The 12,912-nt window shown below is 53.8% G+C and carries 12 protein-coding genes and 1 other annotated feature (1 of these 13 only partly in view); of the genes, 2 read left to right on the top strand and 10 right to left on the bottom strand.

The window, feature by feature from the left end; all coding sequences use genetic code 11:
- Nucleotide 1: 1 nt before the first annotated feature.
- From V3851_RS22005 to V3851_RS21975, 7 genes are all read right to left on the bottom strand, one after another.
- Nucleotides 2–889, bottom strand: a complete 888-nt coding sequence (locus V3851_RS22005) for a metal ABC transporter permease (protein ID WP_331848675.1) — start codon at nucleotides 887–889, stop codon at nucleotides 2–4.
- A complete protein-coding gene (locus V3851_RS22000; protein ID WP_331848674.1) occupies nucleotides 889–1,860 on the bottom strand; it encodes a metal ABC transporter permease in 972 nt (323 codons plus the stop codon). The genes V3851_RS22005 and V3851_RS22000 overlap by 1 nt, the downstream gene beginning before the upstream one ends.
- Nucleotides 1,861–1,865: 5 nt before the next feature.
- Nucleotides 1,866–2,624: a metal ABC transporter ATP-binding protein gene (locus V3851_RS21995; protein WP_331848673.1), complete on the bottom strand. Its 759-nt coding sequence runs from the start codon at nucleotides 2,622–2,624 to the stop codon at nucleotides 1,866–1,868.
- A gap of 51 nt (nucleotides 2,625–2,675) precedes the next feature.
- Nucleotides 2,676–3,650, bottom strand: coding sequence for a metal ABC transporter solute-binding protein, Zn/Mn family (locus V3851_RS21990; protein WP_331848672.1), 975 nt, complete (start codon nucleotides 3,648–3,650; stop codon nucleotides 2,676–2,678).
- 371 nt (nucleotides 3,651–4,021) lie between these two features.
- On the bottom strand, nucleotides 4,022–6,097 hold the full coding sequence (locus V3851_RS21985; protein WP_331848671.1) for a peptidoglycan D,D-transpeptidase FtsI family protein: 2,076 nt from the start codon (nucleotides 6,095–6,097) through the stop codon (nucleotides 4,022–4,024).
- Nucleotides 6,098–6,251: 154 nt separating this feature from the next.
- Nucleotides 6,252–7,403 carry a transglutaminase domain-containing protein gene (locus V3851_RS21980; RefSeq protein WP_331848670.1) on the bottom strand — a complete coding sequence of 384 codons (1,152 nt, stop codon included), beginning with the start codon at nucleotides 7,401–7,403 and terminating at the stop codon, nucleotides 6,252–6,254.
- A 52-nt stretch (nucleotides 7,404–7,455) separates the two neighbouring features.
- Nucleotides 7,456–7,896, bottom strand: coding sequence for a hypothetical protein (locus tag V3851_RS21975; RefSeq protein WP_331848719.1), 441 nt, complete (start codon nucleotides 7,894–7,896; stop codon nucleotides 7,456–7,458).
- A 225-nt stretch (nucleotides 7,897–8,121) separates the two neighbouring features.
- On the opposite strand from V3851_RS21975, the gene V3851_RS21970 reads away from it, so the two are divergent.
- Both V3851_RS21970 and V3851_RS21965 read left to right on the top strand, forming a co-directional pair.
- On the top strand, nucleotides 8,122–9,285 hold the full coding sequence (locus tag V3851_RS21970) for an MFS transporter (protein WP_331848669.1): 1,164 nt from the start codon (nucleotides 8,122–8,124) through the stop codon (nucleotides 9,283–9,285).
- A gap of 411 nt (nucleotides 9,286–9,696) precedes the next feature.
- Nucleotides 9,697–10,044, top strand: a complete 348-nt coding sequence (locus tag V3851_RS21965) for a toprim domain-containing protein (protein WP_331848668.1) — start codon at nucleotides 9,697–9,699, stop codon at nucleotides 10,042–10,044.
- A 25-nt stretch (nucleotides 10,045–10,069) separates the two neighbouring features.
- On the opposite strand, the gene V3851_RS21960 is transcribed toward V3851_RS21965, so the two are convergent.
- The 3 genes from V3851_RS21960 to trpS form a co-directional block, all read right to left on the bottom strand.
- Nucleotides 10,070–10,669: an SCO family protein gene (locus V3851_RS21960; RefSeq protein ID WP_331848667.1), complete on the bottom strand. Its 600-nt coding sequence runs from the start codon at nucleotides 10,667–10,669 to the stop codon at nucleotides 10,070–10,072.
- 21 nt (nucleotides 10,670–10,690) lie between these two features.
- Nucleotides 10,691–11,638, bottom strand: a complete 948-nt coding sequence (gene cyoE / locus V3851_RS21955; protein ID WP_331848666.1) for a heme o synthase — start codon at nucleotides 11,636–11,638, stop codon at nucleotides 10,691–10,693.
- 226 nt (nucleotides 11,639–11,864) lie between these two features.
- Nucleotides 11,865–12,848 carry a tryptophan--tRNA ligase gene (gene trpS, locus V3851_RS21950; RefSeq protein WP_331848665.1) on the bottom strand — a complete coding sequence of 328 codons (984 nt, stop codon included), beginning with the start codon at nucleotides 12,846–12,848 and terminating at the stop codon, nucleotides 11,865–11,867.
- A gap of 43 nt (nucleotides 12,849–12,891) precedes the next feature.
- Nucleotides 12,892–12,912, bottom strand: a binding site (T-box leader); it runs 247 nt beyond the window's last position.

The following is a 12,912-nucleotide window of genomic DNA, read 5'->3' as shown; positions in this document are numbered from 1 at the left end:
GTTATGCCCGGGCGGATGCCGTCTTCAAGCTGCGGTGTTTCCTGTAACGCGCCAGCAGCCCGTGCAGCGGCGAAAAAACGAACGCCAGCGCAAACAGGATGCCGGCCACGCTGATCATTGCGCCCGCGATCGAGGCATCCAGCCACTTGGCGGCGTAATAGCCCCCCGCCGAGCTGGCGATGCCGATCAGAACGCTGTACAGCAGCATAATGCTCAGCCGGTCGGTCAGCAGATAAGCGGTGGAAGCCGGGATGATCAGCATGCCAACGACGAGGATAGCCCCGACGCTCTCGAACGAGGCCACCGTCGATAAGGAGACCAGCCCCATAAGCAGATAGTGAAACAATGCGACGGGAATGCCCAAGGCGGCGGCGAGCGCCGGATCGAAAGCGCAAAGCTTGAACTGCTTATAGAACAAACCGATCACAGCAAGTACGAGCAAAAGCGTCGCGCCCAGCATCCAAACGGCGGCCGGCCCCATATCATAACCGTTAATGATAAGGGTATCCCATTGCACATAGGCGATTTCTCCGAACAGAACGCAGTCGAGATCCAGGTCGATGTTCGCCGCATTCCGGCTGATAAGAATTACGCCTACGGAGAACAGCGCCGTAAATACGATCCCGATGGAAGCGTCGGACTGTAGCCCGCCATGCTGGAGCGTCTGAATCAGAAATACCGTGATGAGCCCCAGCGCCGCCGCTCCCGCAAGCATCAGGAAGGAATCCCGCGTCCCGCTGAGCAAAAAGGCGATTGCGATCCCCGGCAGTACGGAATGGCTGATCGCGTCCCCCACCATCGCCATTTTCCGCAGGACCAGGAAGCAGCCCAGTATCCCGCAGGTGGCCGCGACCAGCGCGCCGGTCAAAATGATCCAAAAATCAGCCATTAATCCGCACTCCTTTCCGCCGAATGCCCGCTGTTTGAAATCAGCGCTCTGCTATCCTCGGCCGATAATTCAAACCCGCGTTTCATCTCATTCCGCCGGTTTAAAAGGCGAAGCTGCTTCGCCAGCCATCCCCGGTTGGGCGCAAAAACCGCCGACGCGAGAAACAACGCGGTGGCCGCCAGCACCGTCACCGGTCCGGTCGGCAGGTTTGACAGCGTCCCGCTGATCAGGGTTCCGGCCGCGCCGGACAAGGCCCCGAACAGGCCCGCCAACACGATCATGACGCCCAAAGCGTCGGTCCAGTATCTGGCCGCGACGGCGGGCGTAATCAGCAATGCGGCCACCAGTACGACCCCGACGGCCTGAATGCCGACAACGACCGCGATCACGGTCATTAAAAGCAGCAATTGCTCCAGCAGCCCTGCCTTTAACCCTATCCCCCTGGCAAAGCCCGGATCAAAGCTGACCAATTTAAATTCTTTATACAATAATGTGCATACGGCGATAAGCACCAGCGATACGCTGCCGATCAAATAAACGTCGGAGAGCATCATCGACGCCGCCTGGCCGAACATGTATTTATCGAGACCGCTTTGATTCCCGTTGCCGCTATGCTGGATTTTGGTCATCAGCACGACGCCGATCCCGAAAAAGAGCGACAGCACGATGCCGAGCGCGGCATCCTGCTTGATCCGGGAATAACGGGTGATGACATGAATTCCAAACGTAGCTATCACGCCGGATATGACGGCTCCGATCATAAACAGGCCGAGCGATTTTACGCCGCTAAGCATGAAGGCGATGCAGATTCCCGGCAACGCGGCGTGAGCCAGCGCATCGCCGAGCAGGCTCTGCTTGCGCAGGAAGGCGAAGGAGCCGATCACCCCGCTCCCCAAACCGAGCAGCAGCGAGCCCATCAGGATCCACCGCATGTTCGGGTCGGCAAACCAATGGACCATTGTGTTAATCATTAGGCTCACACCTTTCCTACCGGGACGGCGGCGAAATCCTGGAGTATCGCGATCCGCCCGCCATATGTTCGCTGCAGATAATCCGGGGTAAACACTTCCGCTGTCGGTCCCGCCGCGATCAGTTCACCGTTCAGCAGCAGCACATGGTCGAAGTATTCCCGCACCGTGGATAAGTCGTGATGAACGACAAGGACCGTTTTACCCTGCTTTTTCAACTCGTGCAGCAGGCCGATGATCGCCTTTTCCGTAGTGGCGTCGACTCCGGCGAACGGCTCATCCATAAAGTACAGCCTCGCGTTTTGCGCCAGCGCCCTGGCGAGAAACACCCGCTGCTGCTGTCCGCCCGACAGTTGGCTGATCTGCCGCCCGGCATAATCCGCCATTCCGACCTGGGTCAAGCACTCCAGGGCCACCTCCCGCTCCCCCTTTCCCGGTCGCCGGAACCAGCCCAAATGGCCGTAGCGCCCCATCATTACGACATCGAGCGCGTTCGTCGGAAAATCCCAATCGACCGATTCGCGCTGCGGAACATAACCGACGCTTTTTCGCTGCTCCCGGTAAGGGCGGCCGAAGATGCTCACTTCCCCTTCCACCTTGGGCGTCAAGCCTAGCACGGCTTTAAGCAAGGTCGATTTTCCCGCCCCGTTGGGACCGAGCACGCCGATCAGCTGGCCTGCGGGAATTTGAAACGAAACCGAGCGCAGCACCGGCTTTTTCTGATAAGCGACCGTTAAACCTTGGACTTCAAGAGGATAATCGTTCATTTTGATGTTCGCTCCTTTTCGGGGGCTGATGAATACCGCCTCCCCCGTCGGTTATTTCAAAGCTTCGACAATGGTATCTGTATTGTGACGGATCATTTTGATATAGGTGTCCGCATCCGATCCCGGCTCGCCCATGGAGTCGGAATACAGTTCCCCGCCGATGCGGACGTCATGCCCCATTTCCTTCGCCCCCGCGATGACGGCTTCCATGGATTTGGTCGGAATGCTGGATTCCACGAATACCGCCTTGATTTTGTTCTCCACCAGGAAATCGCGCAATTGGCCGACATCCTTGGAACCGTATTCCGCCGCCGTACTGATGCCCTGAAGTCCCATCACTTTGATGCCGTACGCATCGCCGAAGTAACCGAAAGCATCATGCGCCGTTACAAGCACGCGACCCGCTTCGGGGATTTCGGCGATCCGCTCCTTAACCTCCGCATCGAGCGCATGAAGCTCCGCAATATAAGCTTCCGCATTCCGTTCGTACTCCGCGGCATGATCCGGATCGTACTCCGCTAATGTATCCCGGATCGTCTCGGAAACGGAAATCCAGTGCTTGACGTTAAACCAAATATGCGGATCATATTGGGAACCGCCTGCATCCTCGCCGGAGCGCAGCAGCGAGGGATCGATACCTTTCGAAACGGCCACCGTCGGTTTTCGCTTTTCCAGCTTCTCGAGGATTTCCGTCATCTTTCCTTCCAAATGAAGACCGCCGTAAAAAATGATTTCCGCGTTGCCCAGCTTCTCGATATCGCCTTGCGATGCCTTATAAAGATGGGGGTCAACGCCGGGTCCCATCAGCCCCTGCACCTCCACTTCACCGCCTCCGATCTCCTGAACGGCATCCGTAATCATACCGGTCGTCGCGACGATCTGAATTTTGCCATCGCCTTCAGCTCTCCGCTGCTGACCGGGCTCCCCCTCCACCTTGGAGCAAGCCGCGATCACGATAAGCGCCAGGATACTTAACGTCATTTTCGTCCGTTGCAGTGGCCCCTTCTTTACCTTTATCTCTTCCATTTTCATCACTCCTCCTTTTTTCGCCTTGCGCCTTTTTTTTGTACAAGTAAATGTTTGTTTCCCTGATAATTAATTTTTAGTTAAGTTTAAAATTGTTTCCTTGATGCAAATTTTAAAGGGTAAACATACCAAAAAGCAAGAGGAAATTTCCTCTTGCTTGAAATAAATGTATTTCCTCCAGCTAATTTCAGGCTGCCCGATAGATTCGGAACAATTAGCTGGAAAATATCCAGTTAATTACACCGACATCCTCCCAACTCAGCGAAAAACAAAAAAATAGCTGGAGGTTTTCCAGTTATTTTTAGAATTCTTCAGAATTTCCGAGAAATAACTGTAGGTTCTCCAGCTAATGTTGATTTTTTGGTATTTAGTTAGTTTCCGTCAGTTCCCGTAGTTCCCGCTGTACCGGTAGTTCCGTTATTTTGCCCGGACTGCTGGTTCAGCGTCTTCTTCGGCACTCCGTCCAGCCCGTACTCCTGGTCGTAAGCGTCGAAAATTTTGCGCGCCACCGGCGCGGCGCTGTATGAGCCGAATCCGCCTTCCGGGATAATAACGGCCACGGCCAGCTTCGGATTTTCCCGAGGCGCAAAGGCGATAAACACCCCGTTATCTCTATTTGCTCCTTTACCGTATTGTTGGGAGGTCCCCGTCTTACGCGCAAAATCATAAGGGAAACCGCTAAAGGCCGTTGACACATTGGTTTGCATACCGTCGATTACTTCATCCCAGTAAGCGTCCTTAAAGTTGACCTCATTCAGAACCGTCGGTGTAAATTCTTTTACGACATTCCCATTCTCGTCCGTAATTTTGCTGACCAAATGCGGCTGGATCCGTTTGCCCCGGTTAGCCAGCGTCGAAGCATATTGAGCCAGTTGCATTGTGGTGTAACCGCCCTGCTGACCGAAGGAAGCATAAACGAGCCGTGAAAGGACGGTTTCGGATTCATCATTATATCCCAATTTTCCGAGATATTCCTTCGGCAAATCCACTCCGGTCGAAACGCCAAGGCCAAACTCTTTCATGTAGTTATCCCAAACCTCGATACCTTTTGAGCCATATTTTTTGTACAGCTTCTCACCGACCATATCCACCATGAAAGCATTCGACGAATTGCGAATCGCATCGGCGGGATACAATTTGCCGTAAACGTGACCTTGGGAGTTCCGAACGCTGGAGGAATCGTTCTTACCGAAATATGCGATTCCTCGGTCGGTATAATAAGTGCTTGTAGTAAATAGGTTTTCATTCAATCCGATTAACACTGACAGCGGCTTGATAGTTGAACCCAGCAGTACGGCGGAATCGAAATCATGTCCCGATCGCCCCGAGCTAAACGGTGTTATCGTACCGTTTTGATAATTTGTGCTAATTTTGCTCCATGCCTCATTGGATATACTGCCGGTTTGCCACAAGTTCGTGTCGTAATCCGGCATACTGGCCATGGCAACTACATTCCCGGTGTCGACTTCCATGGCTACTGCATAGCCGGTTTTGGCGTTGGGGTGTGTTTCACCGGACACCCTATTGTTGTGCACCCAATCAATTTGATCCAGGATGGCCTGTTCAGCTACCAGTTGAACATTTTTATTGATCGTCGTATGGAGATCGTACCCTTTCTGCGGCGGAACTATCTCCGAAACGCCGGATGCCATATTCCGCGGATCGATCGGCACCTTCTTGTATCCGTTTTTCCCGCGAAGTTCATTCTGATAGTACATTTCCAGACCGTCAAATCCGACAAATTCCTCCTGAGTATACTCCAATGCAGGATCTTCCCCTTGCGCTTCCCGTATTGGGTCATAAAAAGAGACATCGTTCGTCGACTTGAATTTTTTCAAATATCCGATCGCCTGAACGGCCACCGTATCTTTATCGTAATGCCTGATGCTTTCTTCCACAATTTCTATTCCCGGAAACTGGTCTTTGCGCTCGAGGAAATAGGCGACCTCTTGCTTCGTCAGATCCATTTTAATCCGGCGTGGGGTAAAACCGCCATTCTGCCGGTAATCGATATCCATCGCCTCAATGATCTCTTCTTTGGTCATCGGCGTAGCATTGGGATCCCCATACTTATCAAAAACTTCCTTCAGCTTGTCGGCCAGAGCCAGAGCTTCGGGACGATTGGCCTTGCCCTTATCGGTACTATTGCTATAGTCTTTCTGCAAGGTGATGTACAATGACTGCACAGGCGTCGAGTAGGCCAGCTTCTCGCCCCCGGCGGCAAGGATCGTTCCGCGGACCGGCGCCAAGGGAACATCCTTCACCCGCATTTGCGTTTCCTGTTGCGACAGGCTCGGGCCCTCCACGAACTGCAGAATCGCCAGTCGGACGATGATGACCGTGAAAATCGCGAACGCACTAAAGAAAAATAAATTCAAGCGGATATTAAAATGTCGCTGCATGGCCGCTTCTTGTTCGCGCGGATCGTCAGAGTACACACTTTTCATCCTCGTTCTCCTCTTTTATCCCAATATTTCATTTATATATTAACATAACGAAATGAAGCATGGCGAAGTTACAGCCAATCATTGAAAAATGAACCGGAAAAACTCCATCCATTTCTTTCAGCCAGCAACCCAAGAAATGGATGGAGTTTTACGATCAAACGATCGTGTCGGGAATATGCGTTTCGTTGAACGCCGGCGGATTGAACCAATCGCCGCTGCCGGCCCAGGTGGAATCGAGCGGAACCCAGGTATCCTTTTCGGACAAGTAGACTTCATTCCAGGCATGCGGTCCGTAACCGCCCCGGCCGTCATAGCCGAGTCCGGTCACCACCTTGACCTGCAGCCCCTGGGAACGGGCCATCACCGCGTAAAGGCGGGAATAATCGATGCAAACACCGCGCTTCGTATCAAAAGTCATCTGCGGCGTCTGTTCGCGCCAGTTTCCGTTCTGCTCGTAATCGTCGGCCTTATCGTAATCGTAGGTCACCCTCGATCCGACCCAGTCATACAGAGCCCGGGCTTTGGCTTCATCGGTCTTGGCCCCGGCCGTAATTTGGGCGGCGGCCTGTCCGATATCCTGCGGAATCTCCGCGTCGATCAGCTCGTATCTCCGCTGGAGAATCCCGTTAAGCTCCTCTTCGACGCCGCGGGTGAATACCGGGAGCTTCTCCTTGATCAAATTGCCGGAGAGCGGTTCGATCACGCTGCGCGCTCCATGCTGGTATACCGGGGATGCCTGGACATAACGGCTGAATTCGCTGCCCGGAAACAGCGTGACCGCGATGAACAATACGGCGATAATCACCAGGCAGCGGCCGGCGCCGATAATGCCGCCGATTGCCGCTCCTGTAAGCCGGCTCAGCAGGGTGGCCGGCCGCTCACCGCCGAAGGCCAGCCGGCCGAGCAGCGAGCCGCCGCCGAAGGCAAAGGCCGAGACCAGGCCGAGCACGGTTCGGATCAGCCAGTATCCTAGCATGAACAGCACCGCAAAGCGCATGAGCGGGAAATCGCGGATGGCCGTAAGCAAGGTATAATAAAGCTGCTCCCAGCTTGACAATTCCCGCTCCGGCGCCGCTACCCCGGACAGCCATTCCTGCACCTTCGGTGACAACCAAAGGGTAAGCGGAATGGACGCGAGCAGTCCCAGCACCGTCATTACCCCTCCGGTCAATAAAGACACGAGTCTGCCGGCGCTGCGGGAAGCTCCCCGCAACAATCCCTGCAGGATAGAGCCCAACAGGATTATTAACAACACAGCGGAAACAAGGTTAAAGTTTCCTATGCTCTGCAACCAATTTTCCGTCATCCGTCAGCCTCCTCTTGATGCCCTGTTTGTTTCTCACGCGAAGGACCGCCCGTTATTGAGCGTTGCGCTTCGCTTCCTGGATGAATGCTTCCAGGGTGTCGCTTACTTTCCATTCCCCCAAGGAGACGCCGTGAAACACCACTTTCACTTTATCCGCGCCATCGGTACCGGTAACCTCCAGGTTCGGGGTCGTAATCGTAAATGTACCGTCCGCGTTCCGCGTCATTTTCGCCTCGGCGGCTTCTTTTTTCATCATGTTCAATACTTCCGATTTGCTGATATCGACCGCCTGCTCTTTAACCGCCCCAACGGCGTCCCCGATGTCTTTAAGCGTAATTCCGCTATAAATGATGATGAATGCGGCAATCACGAGCACAAGCGCCCATTTCACCACCGTCTTCACAAAATTCAAAATCAGGAACAGGACGACCAGGGCGACGACGATCACCAGCCAGTTCTGTTTCAGAAATTCGATCCATACTTGAAAATCCAAATCCAACATGACCCACGCTCCCAAATCGATATTGCCGGGCCGGAGCCCGCAACCGCGCAATGTCTTGCGCCTTATCCATTATACATGATGGCCCAGGCCGGTGTCAGCTTAACCCCGTTTTTCTATAAAAGGCAGGATTTTCAATCCGCCCGCTTTCTGCGGTAATAAGTTCGTCCTTTAAAACGTACAAGTAGAGCATAAGGACTTTCTGGGAGGCCTCATATCATGAAAATAGCTTTCTGGCTTTACTTCTTTATGTTCCTCGCTTTCTTCGATCTGCACGCCCAATACCCGATTCTGACGCCGTTCGCGCTGTCGCTCGGCGCAACTCCCGCGTTTATCGGTTGGATGATGGGCATTTATGCGCTGACTCATTTGCCCGGCAATTTGCTCGCGGGGCAAGGGGTGGACCGGCATGGCAGCCGGGGCTACATGATCTTCAGTCTGATCGGCGCAGGCCTGGTCCTGCTGCTGCAGGCTTATGTCACCGCGCCCTGGCAGCTGCTCGTGCTGCGCTCGATCAGCGGGTTCGTGCTCGCCTTCCTGTCTCCGGCGTGTCTCGCCATGCTCGCTTCCCTGACGCAGAATCAGGTCGCGCAAGGAAAATTGATGGCCGGCCACGGAGTGGTCCATACGCTGGCCTCCGTCGTGTCGCCCGCGGCCGGGGCGTTTTTGGTCGCCCAAACCGGTTACGGCCAGGCTTTCCGGTTTCTCGGCTGGCTCTTGATCGCCACGGGTGTGATCGCCATTTTCATGATCCGCGAACCGCAAAAAGCGAAACCGTTGCTTCCTTTAAGCAAACCGAAAACCGCGGTCCCGGTCAAATTGAATATTATTCCGCTTAAATTCTATGTCCTTCCGTTCGCCGTCTCCTGCTCTCAGGGCATCCTCTTCTTTGAATTGCCTTTGCAGGCGGGCGGAACGTCCGGCATTCTGAATACCGGAATTTATTTTTCGATCATCAGCATCGGGGCGCTGGTGACATTGTCCATGCTGTTCCTGAACCGCTTTTCCCCTTATATCCGCGGGCTTGCAGGGATTCTTGGCATCGCCCTTTCCTTCTTCGCTTTGGCTGCGCTGGACTTTATCCCGCTCCCGGTATCGCTGTTTGCGCTCGGCATGGCCAAAGGGGTTACCTTTCCCGCCATCGCTTCCATGTTTATCGAGCTCAGCGGCGGCAAGCGCCTTGGCACCGTGTTTTCGCTGCAATCGATCGCCATGTCCGTCGGCTCCTTTGTCGGGCCGATCGCGGCGGGGATGCTGCACAATTCCCACTCGCCCTATTTCCTGGCGTTTCTCCTGCTGATGACCGTGCTCTTGTTCATTCCGCCCCGCAAATCCGCGACCACGCCGGTTCCTCCCGCTGCCGTGGGACCGAATCATCTATAGGCGCCAAGATTTTTAACCCGTAGGCTGCCGCACAGAGCATGGCCGGGAGTCCCGCATAGTATATCGTGTAGTAAAGATCCCGGTTTTGAAAGTGGGGTGAACTTATGGGCCACGTTGACGGTTGCGGTAATGGTCCAGGGCCGGTCGGAGGTATTTGGACTTCGACAGGGGCGATCCTTGTCCTGTACATTTTGCTCGTAATTATCCTCCGCTCCCCGTTTTTCTACTGTTAAAAAACAGCGCATAGAGCTGTCCTTAAGTAGCTTCTCAGCTGCCCGGGAACAGCTCTATTTGTGTTTCCTGACTGTAGCTTTCACACCTTTTGCATGATGCGGTGCACCCGGTATAAACTAAATAATACTGATTCATTTTCATTAAAGTTCCAGCACTTGAAAGACCGAGGTGATCCGATTGTCCGTAAGCATCATTGTGGAAGGCAAGAACGACCGCAGCAAGCTGCGCAGGCTGATTAGCGAGGAGGTGCGGATTCACTGCACCTTCGGGACGCTGAATACCTTGAAGCTGGAAGACCTCCGCAAACGCGTCCGGGACGACGAGGTCTTTCTGTTTCTGGATAACGATCCTTCAGGCAAAAGAATCCGCGGCGTGCTGCGGGACGCTTTCCCGGATGCCGAGCAGATCTATACCCGGCGGGGATATGCGGGCGTCGAAGGTACGCCCGATGAATACGTTATCGCCCAATTGGAAAAGGCCGGCCTGGAGGAATACATCCTTTATCCTCCGGCCAGCCCGTTCTAGGTTTCCGTTATAATCCACTGCGTGTTTATTCCTTGGCCAGGTCCGCAACCCCCCGGGCAATCTCTTCGGCCGAAACTTCCGGCCGGTAAATCTCGCGCAGATTGCCCTCGCGGTCGACCAAACCGATCAGGTCCATATGGACGAAATTGCCGTCCTGATCCTGGTTGATCAATATTTTAAACGAATTCATGGCCAGATCGATCGTTTGTTGCTGATCGCCCCGCAGAAAATACCAGCCCGAATAATCCGCCTTGAATTTGTCGCCGAACGCTTTGATTTGCTCCAAAGTATCCCGTTCCGGATCAAAGGTGACGGAGACGATCGAGGCGTCCGTGCCGAACAGGCCCTTTTCCTTCAGGATATCCTGAACCTGGCTCAGCCGGAAGGTCGTGATGGGACATACGTCAGGACAATTGGAGAAAAAGAAGTAGAACAGGCGCACTTTGCCGTTCGTATTCTCCAGGGTCACGGTTTTCCCGTCCACATTTTCCATGCTGAAGTTTTCCACCGGCCGGATCACCGGCAGCTTCGGCTTGGCGTAAGTATCCCACAGCAGGTATCCCGCCAGTACGATACAGATCGCCAGCAATATCCAGGTCCATTTGTACTTTTTCAAAAGGGTCATGGTAAAGCCCTCCGTCCTCCGTTACATCCACTTGGTATCCAAAATCATGACAAGCAATGCGATCGTCAAATAGTTGACCGAGAAAATAAATACTTTCTTGGCCCAGGCGTCGTTGGCCGCTTCGTCTTTTGAAGAAATGCCCTTAAGCGCCATAAAGAGCCAAGCCACCGACAAAAGCTCCCCGATCACGAGAAACCACATGCCCGTATAATTGTATACATACATTAAAACGGGAATGGGAATCAGCAAAACAAGGTAAGGGATCATCTGCAGCTTTGTTCTTGGAATGCCTTTGACTACCGGCAGCAGCGGGAAGCCGGCCGCACGGTATTCCTCCACGCGCCGGATGCCGAGCGCCCAGAAATGGGGCGGCTGCCACAGGAACAGCAGCGCGAACACCAGAAACGCGCCGAGATCGACTTTTCCCGATGCCGCAACATAACCGATCACCGGAGGCATCGCGCCCGAAATGGCGCCGATGGAGGTGCTCCAGGTCGAGGTCCGCTTTAGCCAGAGCGTGTAAACGACGACATATACGAACATGCCGACGGCACCGAAAACACCGGCGAGCGGCCCGGAGAAGATGAACAGTACCGACAGCCCGACAACACCCAAAATCACGGCATACCAAAGCACCGTTTTCGGGGACAGTTTGCCGATAGGCAATGCGCGGTTTTTCGTACGTGCCATCTTCGCATCGAGATCCCGGTCGAAATAATTGTTGAACACGCAGGAGGAAGCCATGACAAGGACGGTTCCCAATAAGGTTAGAATGAGGGTTACATATTGCAGCTGCCAATGGGAAGCCACCCAGAAACCGGCAAATACAGCAATGAGATTGGAACGCAATATTCCAGGTTTGGTCAGCGCCACAAAATCCTTCCACGTTGCCGTTTCTCCCGGAGGAGAAGGTCTTACGGACAACGTCGCGGAGTCCGCGGGCGCTTGATAAGTCAATTGTTTATCCACTTGTGCTTTAGACCTCCTGATTTGAGATAGAGGTTGCATATATAATAAATTCACAAAAAATCAATAAAATTATGACCTCACTATTAACTTTATCACATCCATATCTAAAAATGTTTGACAATCATTTGATCGAAATCCGCGTATTTGACAATTTGGTGACAAAAAAATCCGAGCAAGTAATCTTGCCCGGATAGTCTAAAGCGTTAATTTTTATTGATCTTATCCGTCATTCCGGCAAAAAGCCCATCAATTGCTGAACATCGCGAAGCGTCTTCTCCGCCATTTCCGACGCTCGCTCGGCCCCTTGCCGCAGGATGCTGCGGATTTCGCCGGATTCGCGGATTTCCCGGTAACGGCGCTGGATCGGCTCCAGTTCCCCAACCACGACTTCGGCCAAATCCTTCTTGAACGGTCCGTACATTTGCCCTTCATAGCGCCGCTCGATTTCGGCGACCGACAGGCCGGAGCATTGGCTGTAGATCGTAATCAGGTTGCTCACTTCCGGTTTATTCGCCGGGTCGTATTTCACTTCCCGCCCCGAATCGGTTGTGGCCCGGCTGATTTTTTTGCGGATGTCGTCAGGCGAATCGAGCAGGTAAATCGCGCTGCCGACATTCGGATTGCTCTTGCTCATTTTCTTCGAAGCGTCGTCCAGCGACATGATCCGCGCCCCCACTTTAGGGATGTACGGTTCGGGAAGCGTGAAGTAATCGCCGAAGCGGTGATTGAACCGTCCGGCCAAATCCCGGGTCAATTCCAGATGCTGTTTCTGGTCTTCCCCTACGGGGACCAGATCGGCGTTGTAAATCAGGATATCGGCCGCCATCAGCGCCGGATACACGAACAGGCCCGCGCCGACGGAATCCTTGCCGGCCGCCTTGTCTTTGAATTGGGTCATCCGCTCGAGCTCGCCCATCGAGGTCAGCGTCGTCAGCAGCCATCCCAACTGGGAGTGCTGCCGTACATGGGATTGCATGTACACGTTTGCTTTGTCCGGGTCGATGCCGGCTGCAACGAACAGCGCCGCCACCGCTTCGGATTGCTCCCGCAAGTCGGCGGGATCCTGCGGAACCGTCACCGCATGAAGATCGACCACCATAAAATTGCATGTATAATCATGCTGCAGTTTAACGAAGTTTTTCAAGGCACCGATATAATTGCCGAGCGTCAGCTTGCCGCTGGGCTGGATGCCGGAAAGGACTCTTTTCATTATTATCAGCCTCCGGAAGTAAAAGTAAAAAGGCCTCACATCCGCAAGGGACGTGAGACCGTGG

Origin of the sequence: Paenibacillus haidiansis, from assembly GCF_036553665.1 — a bacterium.
Taxonomy (GTDB): domain Bacteria; phylum Bacillota; class Bacilli; order Paenibacillales; family Paenibacillaceae; genus Fontibacillus; species Fontibacillus haidiansis.
The sequence above is the reverse complement of the archived record's forward strand: the minus strand, read 5'-3'. Positions and strand labels throughout refer to the sequence as shown.